Raw genomic sequence first — 24,366 nt, 5'->3', positions numbered from 1 at the left:
TATGCGCCTTGGCGTGATGATCGGGGCCGAGCGCGGCGATATGGCCCGCAAGGTCAAGAAGTTTCTCGAAGACATCGAGTGGGCGGAGTCCGCGGGCATGGACACCGCATGGATGCCGCAGGTGCCCAACGATTTTGACTGTCTCACCATGGTTGCGTTGATGGGTACACGCACGTCGCGTATCGAGCTCGGCACCGCCGTCGTGCCGTTGCAGGCGCAACACCCGATTGCGTTGGCTCGTCAAGCGTTGTCGGTCAACGCCGGCACCGGCGGCAGGCTGGCGCTTGGTGTCGGGCCGTCACACCACTGGATCGTGCGCGACATGCTCGGTATTCCGTACGAGACGCCTGCGGCGTACACCCGTGACTATCTCCAGGTGCTCAACACCGCGCTGGCCGGTCCAGGCGAGGTCGACGTGGAGAACGACACATTCACCGTGCACAACCCGACAGTGCTGGGCGCGGAGAAGCCGATGCCGGTGCTGGTCGCGGCGCTCGGGCCGGTAATGCTCCAGATTGCAGGCGAACTCGCCGATGGCACCGTGTTATGGATGGCCGACGAGCGAGCGATCGGCGATCACATCGCGCCACGGATCACCAAGGCCGCGGACAACGCAGGACGTCCTGCACCACGCATCGTTGCGGGCATCCCGGTGTGCTTGTGCGCCAACTCCGAGATCGACGCCGCCAAGGCGCGCGCCAATCGCATTTTGGCTGAGGCGGAGACGTCGCCGAACTATCAGAAACTGTTGGATCGCGGTGACGCCCGTGACGTCGGTGATCTGACCGCGGCGGGCGACGAGGAGGCCATTCTTGCGCGGTTCCGCCGCTTCGCCGATGCCGGTGTCACCGACCTTTCAGTGCGGTTGTTGCCGATCGGCGAGACGCGCGACGAGTTGATTGCCTCGAAATACCGGACGCGCGAAGTGATTTCGCAGCTGGCCGCTGAAGTGCGATGACCGAAGGGCCGCTTTCGGGCATCCGCATCCTCGAGGTCGGCGTGATGCTGGCCGGTCCTTACGCCACGATGCTGCTGGCCGACCTCGGCGCTGAAGTCATCAAGATCGAGCCGCCGGGCGGCGAGATCTCGCGTCAGGTCAGCGACAGCTATTTCGCCAGCCTCAACCGCAACAAGCAAAGCGTATGTCTCGACCTGCGGTCCGAAGCCGGGCGCGCCAAGCTCGGGGAGCTCGTCGCCGACGCACATGCGCTGCTGGTCAACATGAAGCCGTCGGCCATCAAACGCCTTGGCCTGACTTATGATTCGCTGCGGCAATACAACGAGCGGATCGTCTGCGTCGCGATGACCGGCTTCGGGCTCGACGGCGGTGACGACCCCGCCTTCGACTACGTGATCCAGGCGGCGACGGGCGTAGCGGCGATGACCGGCGATCCGGCCGGACCGCCGACGTTGCCGGGGTATTCGTCGGCCGACAACTCGACCGGGCTTGCGGCGGCGCTGGGTCTACTCGCGCAGGTTGTCTCCGGGCGCGGCGGGCAGGTGGACGTGTCGCTGCGCGACGTGATGCTGTCCCAGCTGAACTACCGGGCGTCGGCGTATCTCAACGATGGCGCCGCACCACAGCGGTATCCGTTCGGCGCGCACTCGTATTACGTGCCCGCGCAGCTGTTCTTGACTGCAGACGGGTACTTGGCGCTGTTCATCACTCACGACGCATTCTGGAAAGCCTTTGCCGCAGAGGCGAAGATCGACGGCTTCCCGACGATGGCAGAGCGCGCCGCGCGCCGCGAAGAGGTGCTTGCCGTCGTCAGCGTCGCGCTGGCCACCGATACGGCGGTGAGTTGGGAGTCACGGTTGCGCCCGCTGGGCATTCCAGTTGCGGCCGTGCGGACGCTACCCGAGGCGCTGGAAGCCACACCCGAAGTCATCGTGAAGGCAGGGGACTTCCAGCTTGTCCGCAGCCCGATCCGGATCGACGGCTACGAGCCTGACTACCGGCCACCCCCGATGCTCGACGAGCACGGGGATCAGTCTTCGTAATGCACGGTCACTGACGGCGTATCCGGAACGGCTTGGCAGGTCAGCACATAACCGTCCTCGACCTCGTCCTGTTCCAGGGCGTCATTGACTCGCATGGTCGCGCTGCCTTCGGACAGGCGCGCCATGCAGGTGCCGCAGTTGCCTGCCTCGCAGGAGAACGGCGGCGCCAGTCCAGCCCGTCGCGCGCTTTCCAGAAGCGTTTCGCCTGCCACACGCGACACCTCGGCCTTCTTCCGGTCGAGGTGGATCGTGATGGTGCCGCCCGTCGCATCCGCCTGCTCGGCCGATGCGGGCTCGTGGGTCTGCGGCGCTGCGTCGAAGTCCTCGATGTAGACCGTGCCCGGGCCTGGCAGCGCTGACGTCACGGCCGACATGAAACCCTGCGGCCCACAGATATAGCAGTCGGCGTCGGTGTCATCGCCGACGAAGTCGACGATCTCCGTGCTGGCGATCAGCCCGTGGTCGGCGTCGATGTGGCGCACCACCTCTAGTCGATCTGGGTACCGCGTGACGAGATCGTCGAGCACCGCGTCGAAGATCACGGACGTTCGGTCGCGGTCAGCGCACAGCAGGCGGACCTTTCGGTCCGTGGTGGCCAGCGCGCTCTTCGTCAACGACAGGAGGGGTGTGACTCCGCTGCCGCCGCAGAATCCGAGCAGAGGTACTGATGTAGGGGTCAGGCAGAAGGTGCCGGCCGCCCGGGTCATGGTGACCTCGTCACCCTCGGTGAGGTTGTCGAGCATCCAGTTCGACACCTTCCCACCGGGAACCCGCTTGACCGTCGTCGCCATCTCCGGGTCGGTCTCCGGTGCGGTCGACATCGAGTACGACCGGTACAGATCTTCGCCATCGACCTGCACTTTGAACGTGCAGAATTGGCCTGCCTTGTAGGGGAACGGTGTCTCGTCCGGAGCCAGCACATAGGTCCGGGCGTCGGCGGTCTCCTTGATGATCCGGGACACCGTCGCGCGGTGGAACAAGTGCGGCTTGGCCATGGTCCCCCTGTCGCCTGGCATTGTCATTCTGATATTAAGAGAATACCATTCTCTTCGAGAACGGAAACCTTCTCAAGTTTCGGAAAGGAGCGGGCGCGACGTGAGTGAGCGGACTGCGCTCGCCTTTGACCAGCGGGAATACAGCATCCCGCAACTCGAGGCTCTCGCCAACGGCATGGCGACAGTTCTCGAACATCGCGGCGTGCGGCCCGGCGAGCGCGTCGCGCTGATGTCGTCGAACCGTCCAGAGTTCGTCGTCGCTCTGTGGGCCATCTGGCGCCTTGGCGCATCGGTGGTCCTTCTCAGCCCGGCCTGGAAGCGCGCCGAGGTTGAGCACGCGTTGGCTCTCACGACACCCTCGCACGCCGTCGGAGACCATCCCGTGCTCGCCGAGGTCATGTCGATGCTGTCGATCGACGAACCGGTGACTCCGGGCCAGCGCACTTTCGAAGCGCCCTCGCTGCAGTCCGAGGCGCTGCTCGTATTCAGTTCAGGCACAACTGGGCTCCCCAAGGCCGTCCGGCACACCCACGAATCCTTCGGTGTGGCAGTGCGGCACTGGCGCGATGCATTGGGCCTGACGTCGGCGGATCGCATGCAGATCATGACGCCGCCGTCGCACATCCTCGGTCTGCTCAACATTGCGATGGCGCTCGACACCGGCGCGTGGATCAGGCTGCATCGCCGGTTTGACATCGACGCCATGCTGCACCATATCGAGGCCGACCGGATCACGATCGAAATGGCCGTCGCTCCTATCGCTTTGGCGCTCGCCGCACACCCGAACCTGGAAACCTACGACCTGTCGTCGCTGCGGTACATCATGTGGTGCGCGACGCCGGTGACCGCAAGTGTCGCCGAGGCAGTGACCCGCAGAACCGGCGTCAACTGGGTGACCGCGTACGGCGCCAGCGAGCTCCCCGTCATCGCCTGTAACGACATCGAAGGCGCTCACCTCGACACCGTCGGAAGACCGGTGCCGGGGGCGCAGCTCCGGATCGTCTCGCTGGAGACCGGTGAGCTGCTGTCCCTGGGTGAAGTGGGCGAGATCCAGGTGCGATCCGATTCGCTGATGGCCGGATACCTGCCGAATGAGGCCACAGCACAGGCCTTTTCGGACGGTTGGTATCGCACGGGCGACGTCGGCTATCTCGATGACGACGGCTGGTTGCGCATCACCGACCGGGCCAAGGAAATGATCAAGGTGCGCGGATTCCAGGTCGCGCCCGCCGAGATCGAGGCGGTCCTGCACGGGCATCCGTCCGTCGAGGACTGCGCGGTGTTCGGTGTGCCCGACGCGGCGAACGGTGAGGCGGTTGTCGCCGCGGTCAACTCGTGCGCCCCGGTCGAGGCAGACGAGCTTATCGCGCTCGTCGAGGAGCGGCTGGCGTCCTATAAGCGGCCGAGCCGCGTGGTGTTCGTCGCTGAAATACCGCGCCTGCCATCGGGGAAGGTGTTGCGCCGAGTGTTGAAGGAGCGTCTGTGGACGTCCGTCTGACGAGTGAACAACAGCAGCTGCGGGATGCAGCCGCCAAGCTGGCCGATGATCTCGGTCCCGGTTCGGTTGCCGATCTCGAGGACCAGAACCGGATCAACCGGCTGGAGAAGGCGGTCGAAAACACGGGATTTCGCGCGTTGCGCTCCGACGGTGCGTCCGGTGTGGAGGTCGCTATCGTGGCCGAGGAGTTCGCGCGTGGGCTTGTCGACGTCCCGTTCATCGGGCCCGTGCTGGCCGACGATCTCGCCGGCCGTATCGGTCGCTCGCCGTCGGAGGCCGAAGGTCCCGAGTCCGTCGACCTGACCAAAAGCCTTGCCGGAGTGGTCGAGTCGCCGGTTGAGCTCAAAGAACTGTCGAACGACGACGCCGGCCGTTGGCGGGCGCTCGCGTTGACGGTCACGTGTGCCGACCTTGTGGGGTCCGCACGCGGCGCGCATGCGGTGGCCGTGGACTATGCCAAGATGCGCGAGCAGTACGGCGCGACGATCGGGTCCTATCAGGCGGTTGCGCACCTGCTCGCCGAGAGCCTCGCGTTGATCGAGGGCTCGATCAGCGTGTTGCGCCACGCCGCGTGGGCGGTCGACGAGCTGCCCGCCGCGGAGGCGATGGAGGCAGCGCGGGTCGCCAAGATCTACTGTGCGCGTGCGGCATTGACCGTGTGCGAAACATCCATTCAGGTACATGGTGGGATCGGCAACACCTGGGAGTGCCTCGCACACGTGTACCTGCGCAGGGTGCTGGCCGCCACCGAGGCGTGGCCCGTGAAGCTGGAGGAGCTTTCCATTGGATTTTCGTGATTCGCCGGAGGAAGCTGCGTTCCGGGAACGGTTGCGCGGCTGGCTGACCGAACAAAAGGGCAAGTTCCCGACATCGGGTGACGAGTACTGGGCCAAGCAGGGCGAGTGGCATCAAGCGCTCTATGCGGCAGGCTTCTTCGGCACGTCGTGGCCGAAAGAATTTGGCGGCCAAGATCTGCCGCCGGTCTACGACGTGATCGTCGACGAGGAGATCGCGAAGGCGGGCGCGCCGGCGCGGCCGAGCCTCGGCTATCTCGTCGTCGGCCTCGGCCATCACGGCAGCAAGGAACTACAGCAACGCTTTCTGCCGGGGATGATCAACGGCACCGAGCGGTGGTGCCAGGGCTTCTCCGAACCCGGCGCCGGGTCGGACCTCGCGTCGCTGACCACGACGGCGACTCGCGAGGGCGACGAGTACGTCATCCACGGCCACAAGATCTGGACGAGCTATTCCGATGTGGCCGATTGGTGCCTGCTGCTGGCACGAACCGACAAGGACGTCGCCAAACATCGCGGCATCTCGGCGTTCATCATCTCGATGCATCAGCCTGGGGTCGAGCAGCGGCCGCTGAAGATGATCAGCGGTGTCACCAAGGAATTCGGTCAGGTGGAATTCGACGGGGCGCGGGTGCCCGCCGAGAACATGGTGGGCGCGCCGGGGGAGGGTTGGAAGCTGGCGATGACGGTCGTCAGCCACGAGCGCGAGCCGTCGACGCTTGGGTTCTCGGCTCGGTACGGAAAGCTGGTGCGCCAGTTGGCATCCAAGGTGGACGGGCCGCCACCGGAAGAATTGGCATGGGCGTGGGTGCAGACAGAGATGCTGCGGTTGCACGTGCGCAGGCGACTGTCCGAGCAATTGGACGGCATCACCCACGGACCGCAGGGGTCGCTGGACAAGCTGTTGATGACGTGGACCGAGCAATCCGTCGGGCACGCCGCCCTGGCCACCGTCGGAACCAGCGATCCCGAGTTGTTCGGCGCCTACATGTATAGCCGCGCGCAGAGCGTGATGGGCGGCACCTCACAGATCCAGAAGAACATCATCGCGTCGCGCATACTCGGATTAGGAGTCTGAATTGTACGATCTTCCACCGGAAATCGATGTCCAGGCCGACGGCCCACTGCGGATCATCACGCTGAACCGACCCGACTCGCTGAACTCCGTCAACGACGCGTTGCATACCGGCCTGGCCCACATCTGGGCACGGCTCGGCGAGGACCGCGAAGCTCGCGCGGCGGTGATCACCGGGGCGGGCAGAGCATTCTCTGCGGGCGGTGACTTCGGGTATCTCGAGGAGTTGCGCCAGGACGCCGATCTACGCGCCAAGACCATCCTGCACGGCCGCGAGATCGTGCTGGGCATGGCGCGATGCCGAATTCCGGTGGTGGCAGCGGTGAATGGCCCAGCCGTCGGGCTGGGCTGCAGCCTGGTCGCGCTGAGCGACATCGTCTACATGAAAGACGATGCGTACCTTGCCGATCCGCATGTGCAGGTCGGGCTAGTCGCCGCGGACGGTGGACCGCTGGTCTGGCCGCTGCAGATGAGCCTGTTGCACGCCAAGGAGTATGCGCTCACCGGTACGCGGATTCCGGCCCAGCGAGCCGCGGAACTAGGTTTGGCGAATCACGTCGTCGCGGACCCGCTGGCCGAGGCGCTGGCCTGCGCCAAGAAGATCATGGAATTGCCGAGGCAGGCCGTCGAAAGTACCAAGCGGCTGTTGAATATTCACCTCGAGCGTTCGGTGCTTGCGGTCCTGGACTACGCCAACACCGCCGAGGACCAGTCCTTCCAGACAGAGGACTTCCGCAACATCGTCACGCGCCTCAACGGCAAGAAGTAACGCCGCCAGGGTCGTTCGCGGTCTAATCGGAGACCGAACGCTTTCGCTGACCACTGCCGTGTGATGCCGGCAACATTGATCGCACCCTAACTATTAGGGTACGATCAAGTTATGCCCGCGCAGATAGCAGCCTCCGAAGTCGACGCGCTAGCTCTCGAACAGCAGGTGTGCTTTGCCCTGGCGGTCACCAACCGGGCCGTCCTCGCCGTTTACCGGCCGCTGCTCGAGCCGCTGGGTCTGACGCATCCGCAGTACCTGGTGATGCTGGCGCTCTGGGATCACCAGAAGACATCCGCCAAGGACGGTTCACCCCTGTCGGTCAAGCAGATTGCGACGACACTGCAGTTGGATTCGGCCACGCTGTCGCCGATGTTGAAACGTCTGGAGGCGCTCGGCTTCATCACACGCACCCGAAGCGTCGCCGACGAGCGCGCGACCGATGTCGAGCTAACCGACAAAGGGGCTGCGCTGCGTGACCGCGCGACACAGATCCCGCCCGCCGTCGTCGAACGCCTCGGCGTCGACTTGGCAGAGCTCGAGCACCTGCGCGAGGTGCTGACCCACATCAACGCCGCCGCCCTCGCAGCGGGCGCATTCGAACGATGAGCACCGGAAGATCAGGAGCAACCGTGTCCACTGCGCGACCCAATGTCATGCAATACATCGCCTACTCGTACGGGCGACGCCTGCCCGACTCAATGCGGAGTTGGGTCTCTGACGATTTGGCCGGCGAGGGCGCTGTGCGCCGACACATGATCCGGGCCGTGATACCCCCGCTTCTGGTCCTCGCCCCGTTCTGGCTACTGCCCGCTTCGTTGTATGTGCATCTTGAGATGACGGCGCCGATCTACATCTGGGCAGTGCTGATGTCGCTCGCGCTGAACAAGGTGTGGCGTCGCCACCGGCTGGCGCAGCACGGTCTCGATCCGAACCTGGTCGACACGATCAGGCGCGAGAAAGACAGGCGCAAACACGAGGACTATGCCCGTCGCTACGGTCCGCGTCCGGAATCTGCCAAGTGGCAGGCGAACAGCAGCCCGTTCTAACCGCTTAGACGGAGAGCGCTTCCGAGCGTTGGATAGTGCCGGTGATACCGCTTGCATCCTGTTGTGCGAGAAGGACAGCGGCGTTGGCCATCGCCTCCGGCGGCTCGACCATCTCCGGCGGAATCTCCATGCCGCCACCGCCGGCCTGCCAGCCCTCCGTCAGCACAACTCGCGATGGGCTCAGACAGTTCACCGCGATATTGTCGGCCTCCAGATCTGAGGCCAGGCCGAGGTACAACCGTCCGACCGCGGCCTTGGACACCCAGTAGGCGTTCGAGCCGTGGTCGATCATCCCGACGCCCGTCGTCGTCACCGCTATCAGTGATCCGCCGCCGCGCGCCCGCACATGCGGGATGACTGCTTTGGTCACCAGAAAGACGCCGGTCAGGTTGACGTTCAGGCACAGCTGCCAGCGCTTCAGCGGCGTGGATTCGATCGGCCCAAGCCACAGCACGCCGGCGTTGGCGACCAGGATGTCGATGCCGCCGAACTCCGAAACTGCCTGAGCAACAGCGGCTTCCACCGACTCTTCACTGGTGACGTCACACGGAACGGGCAAGGCACGGCCGCCGGCCGCTGTGATCCCTTCGGCGACGGCGTAAATCGTGCCAGGCACCTTGCCTTCTCGCTCTGACCGCGCGGCCACGGCGACGGCAGCACCTTGTGCCGCAAGCGCCTTCGCGACCGTCGCGCCGATGCCACGGCTGGCACCGGCGACGAACGCGACCTTGCCGGCCAGGCTCATTTCGGCGGGAACCGCAGCGCTCCGTCGAGACGGATGATTTCGCCGTTCAGATAGTCGTTTTCGATGATGCTCTGCGCCAGTTGCGCGTACTCGATCGACCGGCCCATGCGCTTGGGGAACGGCACCTGCGGACCCCAGTACTGCTCGAGCTGATCGGCCGCCTTGCCGTACGCCGGGGTGTTGATCGTGCCGGGCGCGATGGTGACGACGCGGATGCCGAGCGGCGACAAGTCGCGCGCTGCGACCAGCGTCATGCCCAGCACGCCGCCCTTGGCGGCGGAGTAGGGGAGCTGACCGATCTGTCCTTCGTAGCCGGCGATCGACGCGGTGTTGACGATGACACCGCGGGCGCCCTCGTCCAGCGGCTCCGACTTGGCGATCTCGGCCGCAGACAGCCGCATCACGTTGAAGACCGCGGTCAGGTAGAACTCGATCGTCTTCTTGAAGCCGTCAAGATCGAGCGGCGAGCCGTCCTTGCCGATCAGTCGGCCACCGCTGGCGGGGCCGCCGTGGGTGTCGACGGAAATCCGCAGGGGAGCCAGCGACGACGCCTCGGCGATCGCCGCGTTGACCGACTCTTCCGAGGTGGCGTCCGTGCGGACGTAGCGCACCCCGAGCTCGTTCTCGAGCTCCTTGCCCTTCTCGTCGGCGAGGTCGGCGACGACCACCTTGGCCCCCGCGCCGTGCAGACGCCGGACGGTCGCCTCGCCCAGCCCACCTGCGCCACCGACGACGATCGCCGAGCTACCTGCGATTTGCATGTGGTTCCCCTTCTTGCAACTGGCACTCTCGGACTGAGAGAATATCATTCTCATACGGAACGGAGATACCCATGCCTGAAGCCGTCATAGTGTCCGCGCTGCGTACGCCCATCGGCACCGCGATGAAGGGCACTCTGCGGGACACCGACGCCTATCAGCTGGCGGACCACGTCGTCGGCGCGGCTGTCGCCGATCTCACCAGCACCCAGATCGACGATGTGATCCTGGGTGAGGGCCTGTACGGCGGCGGTGTTGTCGCGAGGCATGCCGCGATCACCGCGGGTCTCACGTCGGTGCCGGGGCTGGCCGTCAACCGGCACTGCGCGGCCGGCCAGGCCGCCGTGCAGAGCGCCGCGGCCAGCATCCGGGCCGGCATGGATCAGCTGATCCTGGCCGGAGGGGTGAACTCGGCGTCGACCTCACCGCGGTTCAAGCGCCGCGCCGGCAGCCAAAAAGACAGTGAGATGGTCGACTGGTTCCCGCCCACGCATCCGGACCGCCCGGATGCACCGAACATGGATATGTCGATCACGGTCGGGTGGAACGCCGCGGTCAAGGCGGGCATCTCCCGCGAAGAGATGGATGAGTGGGCGCTGGGGTCTCACCGCAAGGCCATCCAGGCGATCGACGAGGGCCGATTCAAGCACGAGATCGTGCCTATCGACACGCCGCATGGCTTGTTCGAGGTTGACGAGCATCCGCGCCGCGACACCACCCTGGACAAGCTGGCCGCGCTCAAGCCGCTTCACCCGGAGATCGAAGGATTTTCGATCACTGCGGGCAACGCGTGCGGCGGCAACGACGGCGCGGCGATCCTCGGAATCGCGAGTGAGCGCCTCGGACTGCCGGCGCTGGCGACCATCCGGTCGTGGGCGTCGGTCGGTGTGGATCCGGCCTCGACGGGGCTAGCGCCGGTCGAAGCAATCCCGAAAGCCCTTAAGCGTGCGCGCCTTTCGCTGGCTGATGTCGATCTGTTCGAGATCAACGAGGCGTTCGCGTCAATGTGTGTGGCGACCGTCAAACTGCTCGACATCGATCCGGCCAAGGTCAATCCCAGCGGCAGCGGCTGCTCGCTCGGCCATCCAGTCGCTGCGACCGGAGCCCGGATGCTCGTGACGCTTGTGCACGAACTGCGCAGGCGCGGCGGCGGCATCGGGGTGGCGGCCATGTGTGCCGGCGGCGGAATGGGTTCTGCCACCGTCATCGAGGTGCCCGCTCCCTAGACTGGCAGAGATGACCATCGACGAGCTCATCGAGGCGGCACGCAACGGATCCACGCGAGCCGCCGGAAAGCTGCTGAGCCTCGTCGAAAGTCCGCGCCGCAGCGAGGTACTCGATGCGCTAGGCCCAACCACGCCTCCGTTGATCGTCGGCGTGACGGGACCACCCGGTGCAGGCAAGTCGACGACGGTCGGGGCTTTGGTCGGTGCGTATCGCGAGCGCGGCATGCGGGTGGCCGTGCTGGCCGTAGACCCGTCGTCTCCATTCAGCGGTGGTGCACTGCTGGGCGACCGGATTCGAATGGCCGCGCATATCAACGACTCCGATGTGCTCATCCGCTCAGTGGCGACGCGCGGTCATCTCGGCGGGCTCGCCGCCGCGATCCCGGCCGCCATCAGGCTCCTGGCGGCGCTGTCGTACGACGTGATCGTGTTGGAAACGGTCGGCGTCGGGCAGTCGGAGATCGAGATCGCGGCGATCGCCGACCCGACGATCGTCATCCTGAATCCCGGTGCAGGCGACGCGGTTCAGGCGGCTAAGGCGGGCCTGCTCGAAGTCGCCGACCTCGTGGTGGTGAACAAGGCAGACCGCGAAGGCGCCGACCAAACCGTGCGCGACTTGCGCGGTGAGACCATGGCACCAATTCTGAAACTTGTTGCGGCACAGGGGGAAGGAATCCCGGAGCTCGTCGCGGCGATCGAAGCACATCACCGCAGCGACACGCCGGAGCGACGGGTAGCGCGTGCGCGTGCCCAGATTCTGTCGTTGGCGCAGACCCGCATGCGGAACCACCCTGAATTGGATCGTTTGGCAGAAAGAGTCGCGGAGGGGCGCGGCGATCCCTACACCGCGGCCGAACAACTCTTCGTCGTTCCAGTCGAGCCCTAGCTACTGGATCTCTGAAACACCTACGGGAAACGGCAGTACAGTCACGGCGTCGTCGACCTTCCTCACCAGAGGGTCGTAGCGGCGGCGCATGATGAGCCACGCGCCGGCTTCCCGTACGTACTCGTCGTGGTACACGCCCGCAATGCTCAAATCGGTTCCTTCGGAGCGTTGGCCGACCTCTTGGACGAACCAGCGTCCAGCGGCGCGGTCGGTATTCGCCTGGTCCAGAACGACCACACCTGACATCAGGCCTTGGAGGAACACGTTCCAACCGCTGAGCATCGCGGTGAAGAAGGTCAGCATCGCGTCGTGCCCCTTGTGGTGCCCTAGTTCGGGAGCGTGCCACTCGCCGTCGTTCGTGAAAGTGCTTGCAACGCCTAGTGGATCGCGGCGGGAGGCGGCGTCCGCGTACCGGTGCACGAGACTGCGGATCATGAGTTCGTCGGCGATGGCTTGGATCGTCATTCGGGAAGACCGAGCATCCGACGTGTCATCTCTTTCAAGTGCGTCCGTAGGGTATCGCCGTCGACATCGGCGAGCAGCGGATGCATCACGGCGACGCTGATCGCGCTCGACAGCATGGCTGCGTGAAGGCGTGCCTCGACGCCGGCTTCCGTGCCGAGCAGGGCCGCGTAGAGGCGTTCGATGAACTGCTGGAATGGCCCGTACTCGGCCTGCAGGCGAATGATGACGGGATCGAACAACGGAACGTTGAATGCGCCGCGGCGATCGATGGCTTGCTCGATCATCCTGTCGAGGAGAACCTCTCGCGCCCGCAGGGGGTGCCCCTCGGCTTCGGCCGCATCGAGCGCATCCTCGAGCCTGCTCATCTCGCGTTCGGTGATGGCGATGACGATCTCTTCCTTCGTCTTGAACTGGCGGTACACGGCCGCCTTCGTCACACCCATCTCGTCGGCGATCATCTGCAGCGACGTCCCGCTGACACCGCGTTCGGCGATCAGTTTTAACGCCGCGTCCAGCACGCGGGTTTGAGCGGCCGTGCGTGTGATCGCGCTGAATCTGCGGTCCGCCTGGGTGGACGTCACAGTGACGAGGGTAGCGGAGGATTGACCGCTTGGTTGCCGATCGGCTACCGTCCAAGTTGCCGATCGGCAACCAACGCTACGCGTGAAGAGGTTCGACGATGAGACGACCTGATGGGGAGTTGATCCTTTTCTGGACCCTGCCCGCGATCGCAATCATCTGGGTATCCGCCTTCTTTCTGTTTCCTGGCTTCCTTCACCCGATGTCGCCAACCATGTCCGCGGACGCCGTCGCAGCCTTCTATCGCGATGAAACCGCGCGGATTCGCTACAGCATGATCCTGTTCAACTGGTTCGGAGTGGGACTGATCCCGACCGTCATTCTCTTGGCGATGCAGGTGCGCCGGATGGCGCACCGGACGCCGATGCTGTCCTACAGTCTGATTTCCTGCGCCGGCGGCCCGCCCTGTCTCTTCTTGATCGCCAACATCTTCTGGCTCCTCGGCTCCTTCCGGCCGGAACGTTCCCCGGAGTTGACCCAGCTGCTCAACGATCTCGCGTGGGTAACCTTCACCGTCCTGGTTCCGTACCTGATCGCCCAATGCCTAATGCTCGCGTTGGCGATCTATTGGGACCGCCAGGAGCAACCCGTTTTCAAAATGTGGGTGGCACACTTCAATCTTCTTGTTGCTGTCGCCTTGGCGCCTGCCGCTTTCACCGCGCTGACGTTCAGCGGGCCGCTGGCGTGGGACGGACTGTTGTCGTTCTGGGTCAAGAACATCGCGATCGCCGTCTGGATCATCGTGATGGGAGTCGTTCTCGGCCAAACCATCTTGCGTCGGCGTGCCGAGGAGCCGGTTGCCGCATGAGTACACCGACAGGATCACCGGTCGGCCGGTTCGTCTGGAATTTTCGTCACCATCCCAAGCGTGAGTTGTGGTTCGCGTGGTGGGTGATGGTGATCTTCTACCAGCTCTACGGTGTGCTGTTCTTCCTGGTGACGCGCGTCCAGCCTCCAGCGAGCCCGGCCTGGGACACACCGATGGTCGTGCAGTGGTTCAATGATCGCCACTTCGGCCTTCTCGCCGGATTCGGCGTTGTTTTCCTCATCTCAGGCATGACCGCGCCGATGAATGCCCTTCTCGCATACTCGATGCGGCGGATGTCAGTGAGCCGCGTCTTCGGATACTCGTACCTCATCATGTACTCGGTCAGCGCCATCCCCGGCATGCTGGTGATGGCCATCGCGATGACCGTCGGAGCGCTACGGCCGGACCGCGATCCCGAACTGATCCACTGGCTCTTCGATTTCGCATTCCTGTCGTTCAGCGGCACCATGGGCGTCTTCATGATCGGCTCCCTGGTCTGGCTGGTTGCCATATTGATCGACAAGAACCGGGTCTTCCCAAAGTGGTTCGGTTATCTGGGTCTTTGCAATGCGCTGACCGAAGTTGTCGTCGCGCCGGCATGGATCTTTCAACGCGGCGTCTTTGCCTGGAACGGTGCAATTGCGTGGTGGATCAACATGGTCGTGTTCGTTACCTATACCGCCTGCTTCATCGTGCTGCTGCGCAAGATGATCCAGCGCGATGATTTCGGCTCAGGCCCGCTGCCTGATTTGCCGCCCAAAGCGCAACGTAGCCAGCCGGATTCGGTCGGGGTGATGCAATGACGAATCTGCAGCAGGGCCACTCAACGGATGAGGCCGAGCGCAAGCCAGCCCGGTTTGTGCCGGGCCAACCGGACATGTGGGTGTTCGTCCTCTTCGAATCGCTGCTCTTCACGGGGTACTTCTCGGTCTACCTCATCGGCCGTATCCAGAATCGGGATCTTTACCTACAGTCCCAAGCCGATCTCGACCTCCGCTTCGGGGTCTTCAACACCATTGCCCTACTGCTGAGTTCGTGGGCGGTCGCGCGGTGCGTCCAAGCGTCTCGCGAGGGCGCGTACCGGGACGCACTGAGAGATGCGTTCCTGACGATCGGCTTCGGCGTCGCGTTCCTGTTATCCAAAGTGCTCGAGTGGGTCAAGGAGATCCGGCTCGGGAACACGTTTACCAGAAATGAGTTCTTCCAGCATTTCTTCTTTCTGACGTCAATCCACCTTCTGCATCTGCTGATCGGCTTCGTCGTGATGGGGGTCGCCGTGTATCAGTTGTGGAGTCCGGCGCGGCGATCACAACAGCTGGTGGAAACGTGCGCCACCTATTGGCACACGGTCGATTTCCTGTGGGTCCTGATTTTCGCGTTGCTCTACGTCGTGAGGTGATCGGTGAGCGGAACTTTCAATAAGAGGCTGGCGATCGTCTGGCTGGTGCTCACCGCGATGACACTGGCGTACGTCTGGTTGGATCGCTCGGCCGATCATGACGGGGTGCCGCAGGCCAGCACCGTGGTCACCGTGAGCGCGATTGTGATCGCACTCATCAAGGTGCGCATCATTTTCCGGGAGTTCATGGAGGTACGCCATGCCCCCGCATGGCTGTGTCGCCTCACGGATGCCTGGGTTGTTCTGATTGCCGTGTGCCTGTTGGGCAGCTATTTCGTCGGCACAGCTGTTGCCGGCTAGGCCTGCGCCGACACCGCCAGCCCGGCGCGGTAGCCGAATACCAGCGCAGGGCCGAGCGTCCCGCCCGCACCGCCGTAGGCCTTACCCGTCGCACCGGCCATCGCGTTCCCCGCTGCGAACAAGCCCGGGATAGCGGATCCGTTCACATGCAGCACGCGGCCGTCGCGGTCAGTGCGCGGGCCGCCCTTCGTCCCCATCGCGCCAATCCACACCGGCACCGCGTAATACGACGCCGTATCGATCGGTCCCAGTGTCTGGCCGGGGACCGTTGCGGCGTTGTTGTCACCCCAATACCCGTCGTAAGCGCTTGAGCCACGGCCGAAGTCGGAATCGACCTCGTGGGCGACTGCGTCGTTCCACGCCGCAAGAGTGCGCTTCAATCCCTCTTCGTCGATGCCCGTCTTAGCTGAAAGTTCGGCGAGGTCCGCCGACGGCGAGAACCACTCCGGCGCTGGCTCACCTGGTTCCACGCCGAGGAAGCCGTAGCGCTTCAAATGCAATGAGTCGAAGACGATCCACGCGGGGTCGTTGGCGTATCCGTCGCGCGGGTCGAGGTACTGGAACGGGCCCGCCATCGAGTTGTATTCGCCTGCCTCGTTGAGGAATCGCTTGCCGGCGCGATTGACGATGATGCTCCGCGGGCGGGTGCGTTCCAGCCGCACGCTGCGGCTGCGGGGCTGTCCCTGGAATGTATCGCCGGGGAGCTGCACAATCGGCACCCACCACGCTTCGCCCATGTTCGCCAGGTCCGCACCGTGCGCCATCGCCATGCGCAGGCCATCGCCGGTGTTGTTCGGAGGCGACACCGCGCCGCGCATCGGTCCGCGCAGATATGCCTCGACGAGCTTGGCGTCCCACTCGAACCCACCGGTCGCCAGTACGACGCCGCGGCGAGCGCGAACATGGAAATTTCTGTCCCCCTGAGAGATTCGCACACCGGTGATACCCAACGCGTCGGCGATCAGTTCGACAGCCCGCGCATTAGTCTGCGGAACCACACCCCGGTCGAGCAGTCCCTTCAACAGCCCGGCGATCAGCGCCGTGCCTGCCACGCAGTAGTCACCCTCCTCGTCGTCGACGGCCGCATGGATGCGGGCCCTGGTCTCGGCGTCGATGCCGACATTGCTGAAGTCCGCGGGGAACGACGTGATGCGGTCCCGCCATTCACCGATCCGCGACAGATCGAACGGTTTGGCGTTCAGGGACCGCCCGCCCGTCGGGCGCCCGCCGGGCAATTCGGGTTTGTAGTCCGGAAACCCTTCTGCCACCTCGAACTGCAGATCGCTATGGGCCTCAACGAAGTCCAGCATTTCGGCGCCGGTGCGGACGAACGTCTCAACCAGCGCGTCGTCCATATATCCCAGTGACTGCGCGCGCAGGTACGCCATCGCGTCGTCGACCGTCAGTTCCCCTTCGGCCGCTCGACCATGCGCGGGAATCCACACGATGCCGCCCGAAACCGCCGTTGTCCCGCCGACGGTCGCGGCCTTCTCGTATACCTCGACAGACGCGCCGCTGGCCGCGGCCGTCAGCGCGGCGGTCAAACCGGCCCCACCGCTGCCGAGAACCACCACGTCGACGTCATGGTCCCAGTCAGTCATGGCATTCGCCTTTCCCTACGGCGCCGAACGTGAGGTTGTTGTCGAGAAATCTCGAAAATGTCGCACTTAAGCTCACTTTCGACGCATCCCTTCAGCTGAGGATCGCAGATAATTCGTTGGCCGCCTTGATGACTGAATCCCTGCCACCCATGACCACGTCTTCGCGGTGGGAGATGAGATTGATGCACGTCGGCGGCGACGGCGGCCGTCGCTTGACGGGCACGGCCAGTCCGTAGGTGTTCGGCTCGATCTCGCCGTGCGTGATGATCCAGCCTTGCTGTCGCGTCTGCTGGACCAGGTCGCGTTCTCCCGGCCGCGGCGCCATGCACGCCAGCAACGCGAGTCCGGCCGCCCCGCGGTCCAGCGGATACCGGCTGCCCTCGTGGAACGACAGTTGATAGAAGACGTTGGTCGGCACGATCACGGCGATCGCCACTTGCTGATCGCCCTCCGCTACAAGAAGTGACACCGTGGTGCCGAGCTCGTCGGCCAAGGTGCGCAGCGTCGGCACGCACAACTGTCGGACGTTGTTGTCGAACGACGCCCCGAGCACGGCGAGCGCGGCGGCTGATCGATACCGGCCGTCCTCTCCCTTGACCACGAATCGGAACTTGGCGAGGGTGCTGAGCAGGCGATAGGCGATCGTGCGGTGAACGCCGATGTTGTCGGCAACCTGTTGGACCGTCAACCCCGTGGGCGAGGTGGCGACCAACTGCAGTGCCGTGAGACCTCTGGCCAAGGTTTGCGAGCCCGGCGCACCATTCGGTGCGTCGTCGGCGCTTGCCGCGCTGGCCGGTGGAGCCATGGCGCTACCTTCCTCGGACTTCCCTTGACATCCAGCACTCGTGAGAGTGATGCTCTGACTATAGTGCACACGGATGTGCGATAAATGAGCAGAGTGCTTACAAAATACGAGAATTCGATTCTCGCCGTCAAGAGGGGAACAACAGTGGCGGAGTACGAGAGCATCTGGAGCGATCTCCAGGGCGTCCCGTTCTCGCAGGGCTATCTCGACGCGGGGGGAGTGCGCACCCGCTACCTGCACGCAGGTGATCCCGGAAATCCGGCGTTGGTGTTCCTGCACGGTTCCGGCGGTCACGCCGAGGCCTACGTCCGCAACCTCGAAGCGCACGCCGAGCACTTCTCGACCTGGTCGATCGACATGCTCGGCCACGGATACACCGACAAGCCGGGACACCCGCTCGAGGTGCGGCACTACGTCGACCATCTGATGGCTTTTCTGTACGCGATCGGCGCCGAGCGTGCGCATATCAGCGGTGAGTCGCTTGGCGGGTGGGTCGCGGCCCGCGCCGCGGTCGACCACCCCGACCGCATCGACAAGCTTGTCCTCAACACCGCGGGCGGTTCGCAGGCCGATCCGGAGGTGATGAAGCGCATCGTCACGTTGTCGATGGCGGCCGCCGAGGACCCGACATGGGAGACCGTGCAGGCCCGCATCAAATGGTTGATGGCGGACAAGTCGAAGGACTACGACGACATCGTCGCGAGCCGGCAGCGTGTCTACCGCCAGCCCGGGTTCGTCGCGGCGATGAAAGACATTATGGCGCTGCAGGATCCCGAGATCCGCGCACGCAATCTGCTCGGCCCCGCCGAATACGGGTCGATCAACGCACCGACGCTGGTGGTGTGGACCAGTGACGACCCGACCGCGGACGTCGCCGAGGGCCGACGCATCGCGTCGATGATCCCCGGAGCGCGGTTCGAGGTGATGCCGGGGTGCGGTCACTGGCCCCAATACGAGGACCCGAAGACGTTCAACCGCTTGCACCTCGACTTCCTGCTGGGACGCTGAACCGTGAGCACCGATGTGGACGTCGTCATCGTCGGGGCCGGCCCATCCGGCCTGACCCTGGCGAACATCCTTGGGCTACAGGGCGTTCGGACGCTGGTCGTGGAGGAGCGCGACACTCTCATCGACTATCCCCGCGGTGTCGGTCTGGATGACGAGTCGCTGCGCACGTTCCAATCGATTGGCCTCGTGGACCGCATCCTTCCGCACACGGTTCCGAACCAGATCCTGCGCTTCTTCGATTCCAAGCGTCGGCTGCTCGCCGAAATGGCACCCCCCGATGCCCGATTCGGCTGGCCCAAGCGCAACGGATTTGTGCAACCGATGGTCGATGCCGAATTGTTCGCCGGTCTCGACCGATTCGGTCATGTCGAAGTCCGGTTCGGACATCGGATGGAGACCTGCGTCGAAACCGAGGACGGTGTCACTGTCCAGTTCGCCGATGGGCACGCACCTATACGCGCCCGCTACGTAGTCGGTTGCGACGGTGGGCGCAGCGCCACCCGCCGGTTGATGGGCGTGTCGTTCGACGGGACCACATCGTCGACGCGCTGGCTCGTCGTCGATGTCGCGAATGATCCTCTCGGACACCCGAACAGCGAGGTCGGGGCCGATCCCGTCCGCCCTTATGTCTCGATCTCGATCGCCCACGGAATACGCCGGTTCGAGTTCCTGATCCACCCCGACGAGCCCGACGAACTGGCCGACGATCCCGCGTTCGTGAGACGCATGCTCGCACAGCGCGTTCCGTATCCGGAGCGTGTCGACATGATCCGGCACCGCGTCTACACCCACCATTCGCGCATCGCGGGCGAGTTCCGACGAGGACGGCTGATGCTCGCGGGCGACGCCGCGCATCTGATGCCCGTGTGGCAGGGGCAGGGGTACAACAGCGGTATCCGCGATGCGGCCAACCTCGGCTGGAAGCTCGCGGCGGTGATGAACGGCCAGGCCCAGGACGCGCTGCTAGACACTTACGACGCCGAACGCCGCAAACATGCCAGGGCGATGATCGATCTATCCACCTTGGTCGGGCGGGTGATCTCGCCGACGAATCGGCGGGTAGCCGCCCTGCGGGACCGCGTCATTCATGCCGCATCGGTGGTGCCCACGCTCAAGCGCTATGTGCTGGAGATGCGGTTCAAACCGATGCCGCGATACGAGCACGGCGCGGTCTTCCACGCCGAGCCTCGATCGGCGACGTCGATGACCGGCACGCTGTTCATCCAACCCCGCGTAGACACCCGCGATCAGCAGAACGTCCTGCTCGATGACGTGCTTGGTCAAGGCTTCGCGGTGCTGTGCTGGAGCAACAATCTCCGTGCGGTGCTCGGCGACATCGCGTTCCAGCGCTGGAAAGCGCTGGGGGCCAAGTTCATCGAGGCCCGCCCCATGACGCAGCTGTACTGGCCCGGGCACGACGACGCCGATGTGGTGGTCGTCGGCGATCGGACGGGTGCGCTCAAGTCCTGGTTCGACACCTACACCGATTCCGTGCTGTTCGTGCGGCCTGATCGCTGCATCGCCGGTGCATGCATCGCCCAACGCGCACCCGAACTGTCCGCGTCGCTCTTCGACGTTCTCTGTTTGACCGAGGGAGGAGGCAACGATGCCACTGGCCGTCTGCTGCATGTCGCACAGCCCGCTACTGAATCTTCCGGGACCGTCGCAGGAACTCCTTGACGACATCGAATCGGCCCTGTCCGCGGCGCGCGACTTCGTCACCGCGTACGACCCCGAACTGGTCGTCATCTTCTCGCCGGATCACTACAACGGCTTCTTCTACCGGACCATGCCGCCGTTCTGCATCGGCACCACCGCGCAGGGCGTCGGAGACTACGGGACGTATGCCGGTCCGCTCGACGTGCCGACCGACATCGCCACCGACTGTGCCCGAGCGGTTCTCGAATCCGGCGTCGACGTCGCGATCTCGGCCAGCATGGACGTCGACCACGGCACCGTCCAGCCGCTGCAGAAGCTGTTCGGCGACGCCGTGTCCCGTCCGGTTATCCCGATCTTCATCAACTCGGTCGCCACGCCGCTCGGACCGCTGCGACGCGTGCGCGCGCTCGGCGCCGCCGTCGGCACCTACCTGGCAACCCTCGATAAGCGGGTCCTCGTGGTGGGATCCGGTGGGCTGTCCCATGATCCGCCCGTGCCGACGCTGGCGACGGCGCCGCCCGCTGCACTGAACCGGATCGTGCACGGCGAGCCGATGACAGCCGACCAGCGTCAGGCCCGACAAGTCGCGGTCATGGACGCCGCGCAGGCGTTCGCGCACGGCGAGAGCCCCCTACAGCCGCTCAACCCCGATTGGGATCGCGCCTTCCTCGAGCTGGTCGATTCCAACCGGCTCGCCGATGTCGACGGTTGGTCCAACAGCTGGATCGAGCAGGAGGCCGGCCACTCGGCGCACGAAATCCGTACGTGGGTAGCGGCATTCGCGGTGTTGGCGGCACACGGACGCTACGAGACGCAGCAGCGGTTTTACCGAGCGGCACCCGAATTGATCGCCGGTTTCGCGATCCGAACGGCGGTGCCGAAGTCGTGACGTCCTTTGATCACACCGTTGACGTGCTCGTCGTCGGATCGGGAGGTGGCGGCATGACCGCCGCACTGGCCGCCGAGGCGTCCGGGCTTGACACCCTGGTCGTCGAAAAGTCGCCCCAGTTCGGGGGTTCTACCGCCCTGTCCGGCGGCGGTATCTGGGTACCGGGCGCGCCAAGCCAGCGCAAAGAAGGTTACGTTCCCGACCCCGACGAAGTCTTCCACTATCTGAAGCAGATCACCGGCGGCCTTGTCAGCGACGCTCGTTTGCGGCAGTACGTCGACGCGGCGCCGGAAATGATGGAGTTTCTGGAGAACCTCAGCCCGTGGTTCGAGTTCGTATGGAAGCCCGGCTACGCCGACTACTATCCCGAACTGCCAGGGGGCTCCGCGCTCGGCAGCACCATCAACGTGCCCGCTATCGATCTGCGCAAGCTCGGCGACGAGGAGCAGAACCTCCTGCATCCGTTGGCGCTGGCGCCCAAGGGAATATGGTTCGCGCCGAAGGATCTCAAGCTCTTCTACCAGGTTCGTCAGAACTGGCGCGGCAAAGCCGTACTGCTGAAACTGATCTGGCGGATGTTCAGAGCGCGAGTCCTCGGCGACCGGATGGCGGCGATCGGCCAGTCGCTCGCGGCCCGCATGCGTTTGGCGCTCAAGCAGCAGGCCATCCCGCTATGGCTGAACTCGCCGATGACGGAGTTGATCGCCGACGTCGACGGCACGGTCACGGGCGCAGTGGTCGAGCAGAATGGCCAACAGCGGCGCATCCAAGCCCGGCGCGGCGTCATCCTCGCGAGCGGCGGCTTCGATCACGACATGCAGTGGCGTCGCCAGCACCTTCCCGTCCTCGAAAAGGACTGGAGCTTTGGCAATCCCGCCGCGATGGGCGACGGCATCCGGGCGGGGGAGAAGGTCGGCGGTTCCACCGAGCTGCTCGACGAGGCGTGGTGGTTCCCGGCGATCTGCTGGCCCGACGGGCGGTTGCAGTTCATGCTCAACGAACGCATGATGCCGTCGCAGTTCGTCGTCAACGGCGAGGGTAAGAGGTTCGTCAACGAGGCCGCTCCGTACATGGATTTCGCCCACGCGATGATCGAGGGGCAGAAGTCGGGAGTCACGCACATCCCGTGCTGGCTGATCACGGACATCCGTTCGTTTCACCGGTACGTCGTGGCCGGGCATCTGCCGATTCCGAAGGTTCCCTTCGCACCCGTGCCCACGGGGTGGAAGGTGCCCAAGGCGTGGCTGGAGTCGGGTGTGGTCAAGGAAGCCAACAGCTTTGACGAACTGGCGGCGAAAATCGGCGTTCCGGTGGCCAATCTGCGTGCGACCGCGCAGCGCTTCAATGAGCTGGCGCGCAACGGTCACGACGACGATTTCAACCGCGGAGACTCCGCCTACGACAACTACTACGGCGACCCGACGTTGCCCAACCCCAATCTGTACCCGCTGGGCAAGCCGCCCTATTACGCGTTCCAGATCATCCTCGGTGACCTCGGCACGTCGGGAGGGCTGCGCACCGACGAGTTCGCGCGGGTGTTGCGCGACGACGACACCGTCGTGCCGGGTCTTTACGCAGTCGGCAACGCGTCGGCGGCCGTCATGGGACGCAGCTACGCCGGCGCGGGTGCCACCATCGGGCCGGCCATGACGTTCGGCTACGTCGCTGCCAAACACATCGCAGCCCAGACCAATTCGACAATCGATATACACCGGAAGGTAACGAAATGAAAATCTCGCTGTTCTACGAATTTCCGCTGCCGCGGCCGTGGACGCCGGACGACGAGCACAAGCTTTTCCAGGACTGTCTGGACGAGGTAGAGGCTGCCGACAAGGCCGGCTTCTCGACGGTGTGGCTGACCGAGCACCACTTCCTCGAGGAGTACTGCCACTCGACAGCGCCGGAGATCTTCCTGGCCGCCGCCAGCCAGCGCACCAAAGACATCCGTCTCGGGTTCGGCATCATGCACTTGCCGCCCGCTGTCAACCACCCAGCGCGCGTCGCCGAACGCATTGCCACGCTGGACCTTATCTCCAACGGCCGGGTGGAGTTCGGCACCGGGGAGGCGTCGTCGGTTGCCGAGCTCGGAGGATTCGGCATCGATCCGGCCGACAAGCGCAAGATGTGGGAAGAAGCGCTAGAGGTCTCGATCCGCTGCATGATCGAGGAGCCGTTCACCGGCTTCCAAGGTGAGCACGTCGTAATGCCGCCGCGCAACGTGGTTCCCAAGCCATTGCAGAAACCACACCCCCCAGTGTGGGTGGCATGCACCCGTCCGGCCTCGGTGCAGATGGCCGCCCAGCGCGGCCTCGGCGCTTTGAGTTTCGCCTACACCGGGCCCGGGCCGCTGACCGAGCGAGTCAACGGCTATTACAAGGAATTCGAGGAGAACGGCGCCCCTGTGACGCCGCAGATGAACCCCAACATCCTCGCTATCGGCGGCGACCTGTCGATGATGGTGGCACCCACGGATGAGCAAGCAGTCGAGCGGCTCGGGGTTGGCGGTGGGTTCTTCTCGTTCGGGATCATGCACTACTACATGACAGGGATGCACACCCCGGGACGGACCGGCGTCTGGAAGCGGCACCTCGAAGAGGTGGAGAAGGATCCGACCCTCGCCTACGGCCCCGGCCGCGGGCCGATCGGCAGCCCCGCCACGGTGCGCGAGTTTCTGCGCGGCTACGAAGAGAGCGGCGTCGACGAACTGATCCTGCTGCTCACCCCCCGCACCCACGAAGCGACGATGGAGTCCATCGAGCTGATGGGCAAGGAAGTCCTACCCGAGTTCATCGAGCGCGACGAAAAGGCGGTCGCCGAGAAGGCCAAGCGACTGGCGCCGATCATCGAGAAGGCTGAGGCGCGCCGCCAGCCGTCGAAGGCGCCCGCGTTTGACGAGTCGTACGCATTTGGCGGTCTGCCCAAGGGGCGCGAGGACTACACCGCGAACGAGGTATCGCTCGCGATGGAAGAGATGAACGCCGGTATCGAGCAGGCGGCCGCGCAACTCCGGGCCGGAGAAGGATGGGCCAGCCGCAACCCGGATGCGGACAAGCACTGAGC

26 protein-coding genes are annotated in these 24,366 nt (G+C 64.7%); 19 read left to right on the top strand and 7 right to left on the bottom strand.

Translation table 11 applies throughout. The annotated features are described in order from the left end of the window. Nucleotide 1: 1 nt before the first annotated feature. Together ACWW36_RS29715 and ACWW36_RS29710 are read left to right on the top strand one after the other, a co-directional pair. Nucleotides 2-958 carry an LLM class F420-dependent oxidoreductase gene (locus tag ACWW36_RS29715; protein ID WP_456139475.1) on the top strand — a complete coding sequence of 319 codons (957 nt, stop codon included), beginning with the start codon at nt 2-4 and terminating at the stop codon, nt 956-958. Further along, the gene (locus ACWW36_RS29710) at nt 955-2,001 is read left to right on the top strand and encodes a CaiB/BaiF CoA transferase family protein (protein WP_456139474.1); all 1,047 of its coding nucleotides are present in this window, start codon (nt 955-957) and stop codon (nt 1,999-2,001) included. Before ACWW36_RS29715 ends, ACWW36_RS29710 begins: the two co-directional genes overlap by 4 nt. Here ACWW36_RS29710 and ACWW36_RS29705 read toward each other — a convergent pair. Next, nucleotides 1,989-2,996, bottom strand: coding sequence for a 2Fe-2S iron-sulfur cluster-binding protein (locus ACWW36_RS29705; protein ID WP_456139473.1), 1,008 nt, complete (start codon nt 2,994-2,996; stop codon nt 1,989-1,991). The two genes, ACWW36_RS29710 and ACWW36_RS29705, sit on opposite strands and share 13 nt — an antisense overlap. Nucleotides 2,997-3,096: 100 nt before the next feature. Here ACWW36_RS29705 and ACWW36_RS29700 point away from each other — a divergent pair, with 100 nt between their 5' ends. The 6 genes from ACWW36_RS29700 (at nt 3,097) to ACWW36_RS29675 (ending at nt 8,178) form a co-directional block, all read left to right on the top strand. Next, the gene (locus ACWW36_RS29700; protein WP_456139472.1) at nt 3,097-4,494 is read left to right on the top strand and encodes a class I adenylate-forming enzyme family protein; all 1,398 of its coding nucleotides are present in this window, start codon (nt 3,097-3,099) and stop codon (nt 4,492-4,494) included. After that, nucleotides 4,479-5,291, top strand: coding sequence for an acyl-CoA dehydrogenase family protein (locus ACWW36_RS29695; protein ID WP_456139471.1), 813 nt, complete (start codon nt 4,479-4,481; stop codon nt 5,289-5,291). The genes ACWW36_RS29700 and ACWW36_RS29695 overlap by 16 nt, the downstream gene beginning before the upstream one ends. Beyond that, complete coding sequence (locus ACWW36_RS29690; RefSeq protein WP_456139470.1) at nt 5,278-6,366, top strand: acyl-CoA dehydrogenase family protein; 1,089 nt, start codon at nt 5,278-5,280, stop codon at nt 6,364-6,366. The genes ACWW36_RS29695 and ACWW36_RS29690 overlap by 14 nt, the downstream gene beginning before the upstream one ends. A 1-nt stretch (nt 6,367) precedes the next feature. After that, the gene (locus ACWW36_RS29685) at nt 6,368-7,132 is read left to right on the top strand and encodes an enoyl-CoA hydratase/isomerase family protein (RefSeq protein WP_456139469.1); all 765 of its coding nucleotides are present in this window, start codon (nt 6,368-6,370) and stop codon (nt 7,130-7,132) included. A 111-nt stretch (nt 7,133-7,243) separates the two neighbouring features. Continuing rightward, complete coding sequence (locus tag ACWW36_RS29680; protein ID WP_456139468.1) at nt 7,244-7,738, top strand: MarR family winged helix-turn-helix transcriptional regulator; 495 nt, start codon at nt 7,244-7,246, stop codon at nt 7,736-7,738. Between the two features lie 47 nt (nt 7,739-7,785). After that, a complete protein-coding gene (locus tag ACWW36_RS29675; RefSeq protein ID WP_456142683.1) occupies nt 7,786-8,178 on the top strand; it encodes a DUF5313 domain-containing protein in 393 nt (130 codons plus the stop codon). A gap of 4 nt (nt 8,179-8,182) precedes the next feature. On the opposite strand, the gene ACWW36_RS29670 is transcribed toward ACWW36_RS29675, so the two are convergent. Both ACWW36_RS29670 and ACWW36_RS29665 read right to left on the bottom strand, forming a co-directional pair. Further along, a complete protein-coding gene (locus ACWW36_RS29670; RefSeq protein WP_456139467.1) occupies nt 8,183-8,923 on the bottom strand; it encodes an SDR family NAD(P)-dependent oxidoreductase in 741 nt (246 codons plus the stop codon). Further along, on the bottom strand, nt 8,920-9,684 hold the full coding sequence (locus ACWW36_RS29665; RefSeq protein WP_456139466.1) for an SDR family NAD(P)-dependent oxidoreductase: 765 nt from the start codon (nt 9,682-9,684) through the stop codon (nt 8,920-8,922). Before ACWW36_RS29665 ends, ACWW36_RS29670 begins: the two co-directional genes overlap by 4 nt. 71 nt (nt 9,685-9,755) lie before the next feature. Between ACWW36_RS29665 and ACWW36_RS29660 the strand changes: the two genes are divergently transcribed. Together ACWW36_RS29660 and meaB are read left to right on the top strand one after the other, a co-directional pair. Beyond that, entirely contained in the window at nt 9,756-10,907 is a 1,152-nt protein-coding gene (locus ACWW36_RS29660) for a thiolase family protein (RefSeq protein WP_456139465.1), read from the top strand. Between the two features lie 10 nt (nt 10,908-10,917). Further along, nucleotides 10,918-11,793, top strand: coding sequence for a methylmalonyl Co-A mutase-associated GTPase MeaB (gene meaB, locus ACWW36_RS29655; protein ID WP_456139464.1), 876 nt, complete (start codon nt 10,918-10,920; stop codon nt 11,791-11,793). Here the strand turns inward: meaB and ACWW36_RS29650 are convergent, their stop codons facing one another. Then, on the bottom strand, nt 11,794-12,258 hold the full coding sequence (locus tag ACWW36_RS29650) for a nuclear transport factor 2 family protein (RefSeq protein WP_456139463.1): 465 nt from the start codon (nt 12,256-12,258) through the stop codon (nt 11,794-11,796). It abuts the gene before it with no gap. Further along, a complete protein-coding gene (locus tag ACWW36_RS29645) occupies nt 12,255-12,839 on the bottom strand; it encodes a TetR/AcrR family transcriptional regulator (protein ID WP_456139462.1) in 585 nt (194 codons plus the stop codon). Before ACWW36_RS29645 ends, ACWW36_RS29650 begins: the two co-directional genes overlap by 4 nt. Nucleotides 12,840-12,937: 98 nt before the next feature. On the opposite strand from ACWW36_RS29645, the gene ACWW36_RS29640 reads away from it, so the two are divergent. From ACWW36_RS29640 to ACWW36_RS29625, 4 genes are read left to right on the top strand one after another with little or no spacing between them, the layout of a single operon-like run. Then, nucleotides 12,938-13,645 (top strand): hypothetical protein, encoded by a 708-nt coding sequence (locus ACWW36_RS29640; protein WP_456139461.1) that lies wholly within the window; start codon nt 12,938-12,940, stop codon nt 13,643-13,645. Continuing rightward, the gene (locus tag ACWW36_RS29635; protein WP_456139460.1) at nt 13,642-14,448 is read left to right on the top strand and encodes a hypothetical protein; all 807 of its coding nucleotides are present in this window, start codon (nt 13,642-13,644) and stop codon (nt 14,446-14,448) included. The genes ACWW36_RS29640 and ACWW36_RS29635 overlap by 4 nt, the downstream gene beginning before the upstream one ends. Next, nucleotides 14,445-15,044, top strand: coding sequence for a cytochrome c oxidase subunit 3 (locus ACWW36_RS29630; RefSeq protein ID WP_456139459.1), 600 nt, complete (start codon nt 14,445-14,447; stop codon nt 15,042-15,044). The genes ACWW36_RS29635 and ACWW36_RS29630 overlap by 4 nt, the downstream gene beginning before the upstream one ends. Before the next feature lie 3 nt (nt 15,045-15,047). Then, the gene (locus ACWW36_RS29625; protein WP_456139458.1) at nt 15,048-15,344 is read left to right on the top strand and encodes a cytochrome C oxidase subunit IV family protein; all 297 of its coding nucleotides are present in this window, start codon (nt 15,048-15,050) and stop codon (nt 15,342-15,344) included. Here the strand turns inward: ACWW36_RS29625 and ACWW36_RS29620 are convergent. Further along, nucleotides 15,341-16,945 (bottom strand): FAD-dependent oxidoreductase, encoded by a 1,605-nt coding sequence (locus ACWW36_RS29620; protein WP_456139457.1) that lies wholly within the window; start codon nt 16,943-16,945, stop codon nt 15,341-15,343. The two genes, ACWW36_RS29625 and ACWW36_RS29620, sit on opposite strands and share 4 nt — an antisense overlap. Before the next feature lie 91 nt (nt 16,946-17,036). Further along, nucleotides 17,037-17,750, bottom strand: coding sequence for an IclR family transcriptional regulator (locus ACWW36_RS29615; RefSeq protein ID WP_456139456.1), 714 nt, complete (start codon nt 17,748-17,750; stop codon nt 17,037-17,039). 144 nt (nt 17,751-17,894) lie between these two features. On the opposite strand from ACWW36_RS29615, the gene ACWW36_RS29610 reads away from it, so the two are divergent. Genes ACWW36_RS29610 through ACWW36_RS29590 form a run of 5 tightly spaced genes read left to right on the top strand, consistent with a single transcriptional unit; the run spans nt 17,895 to nt 24,364 of the window. Beyond that, complete coding sequence (locus ACWW36_RS29610; protein ID WP_456139455.1) at nt 17,895-18,758, top strand: alpha/beta fold hydrolase; 864 nt, start codon at nt 17,895-17,897, stop codon at nt 18,756-18,758. Between the two features lie 3 nt (nt 18,759-18,761). Further along, nucleotides 18,762-20,438, top strand: coding sequence for a bifunctional 3-(3-hydroxy-phenyl)propionate/3-hydroxycinnamic acid hydroxylase (locus ACWW36_RS29605; RefSeq protein WP_456139454.1), 1,677 nt, complete (start codon nt 18,762-18,764; stop codon nt 20,436-20,438). After that, nucleotides 20,386-21,306 carry a 3-carboxyethylcatechol 2,3-dioxygenase gene (locus ACWW36_RS29600; RefSeq protein ID WP_456142682.1) on the top strand — a complete coding sequence of 307 codons (921 nt, stop codon included), beginning with the start codon at nt 20,386-20,388 and terminating at the stop codon, nt 21,304-21,306. The genes ACWW36_RS29605 and ACWW36_RS29600 overlap by 53 nt, the downstream gene beginning before the upstream one ends. Further along, nucleotides 21,303-23,036 carry an FAD-binding protein gene (locus tag ACWW36_RS29595; protein ID WP_456139453.1) on the top strand — a complete coding sequence of 578 codons (1,734 nt, stop codon included), beginning with the start codon at nt 21,303-21,305 and terminating at the stop codon, nt 23,034-23,036. The genes ACWW36_RS29600 and ACWW36_RS29595 overlap by 4 nt, the downstream gene beginning before the upstream one ends. Continuing rightward, nucleotides 23,033-24,364 carry an LLM class flavin-dependent oxidoreductase gene (locus ACWW36_RS29590; protein WP_456139452.1) on the top strand — a complete coding sequence of 444 codons (1,332 nt, stop codon included), beginning with the start codon at nt 23,033-23,035 and terminating at the stop codon, nt 24,362-24,364. Before ACWW36_RS29595 ends, ACWW36_RS29590 begins: the two co-directional genes overlap by 4 nt. The last annotated feature ends 2 nt before the right edge of the window (nt 24,365-24,366 follow it).

This window comes from Mycobacterium sp. MMS18-G62, from assembly GCF_053877835.1.
Note: the sequence above shows the minus strand (reverse complement) of the source record. Positions and strands in the feature narration are given on the sequence as shown.

Coding starts and splice junctions, on each gene's coding strand:
- ACWW36_RS29675 (WP_456142683.1), top strand. CDS start 7,786: ATGCAATACATCGCCTACTCGTACGGGCGACGCCTGCCCGACTCAATG.
- ACWW36_RS29615 (WP_456139456.1), bottom strand. CDS start 17,750: ATGGCTCCACCGGCCAGCGCGGCAAGCGCCGACGACGCACCGAATGGT.
- ACWW36_RS29650 (WP_456139463.1), bottom strand. CDS start 12,258: ATGACGATCCAAGCCATCGCCGACGAACTCATGATCCGCAGTCTCGTG.
- ACWW36_RS29590 (WP_456139452.1), top strand. CDS start 23,033: ATGAAAATCTCGCTGTTCTACGAATTTCCGCTGCCGCGGCCGTGGACG.
- ACWW36_RS29600 (WP_456142682.1), top strand. CDS start 20,386: ATGTCGCACAGCCCGCTACTGAATCTTCCGGGACCGTCGCAGGAACTC.
- ACWW36_RS29710 (WP_456139474.1), top strand. CDS start 955: ATGACCGAAGGGCCGCTTTCGGGCATCCGCATCCTCGAGGTCGGCGTG.
- ACWW36_RS29630 (WP_456139459.1), top strand. CDS start 14,445: ATGACGAATCTGCAGCAGGGCCACTCAACGGATGAGGCCGAGCGCAAG.
- ACWW36_RS29640 (WP_456139461.1), top strand. CDS start 12,938: ATGAGACGACCTGATGGGGAGTTGATCCTTTTCTGGACCCTGCCCGCG.
- ACWW36_RS29660 (WP_456139465.1), top strand. CDS start 9,756: ATGCCTGAAGCCGTCATAGTGTCCGCGCTGCGTACGCCCATCGGCACC.
- meaB (WP_456139464.1), top strand. CDS start 10,918: ATGACCATCGACGAGCTCATCGAGGCGGCACGCAACGGATCCACGCGA.
- ACWW36_RS29705 (WP_456139473.1), bottom strand. CDS start 2,996: ATGGCCAAGCCGCACTTGTTCCACCGCGCGACGGTGTCCCGGATCATC.
- ACWW36_RS29715 (WP_456139475.1), top strand. CDS start 2: ATGCGCCTTGGCGTGATGATCGGGGCCGAGCGCGGCGATATGGCCCGC.
- ACWW36_RS29665 (WP_456139466.1), bottom strand. CDS start 9,684: ATGCAAATCGCAGGTAGCTCGGCGATCGTCGTCGGTGGCGCAGGTGGG.
- ACWW36_RS29680 (WP_456139468.1), top strand. CDS start 7,244: ATGCCCGCGCAGATAGCAGCCTCCGAAGTCGACGCGCTAGCTCTCGAA.
- ACWW36_RS29620 (WP_456139457.1), bottom strand. CDS start 16,945: ATGACTGACTGGGACCATGACGTCGACGTGGTGGTTCTCGGCAGCGGT.
- ACWW36_RS29670 (WP_456139467.1), bottom strand. CDS start 8,923: ATGAGCCTGGCCGGCAAGGTCGCGTTCGTCGCCGGTGCCAGCCGTGGC.
- ACWW36_RS29635 (WP_456139460.1), top strand. CDS start 13,642: ATGAGTACACCGACAGGATCACCGGTCGGCCGGTTCGTCTGGAATTTT.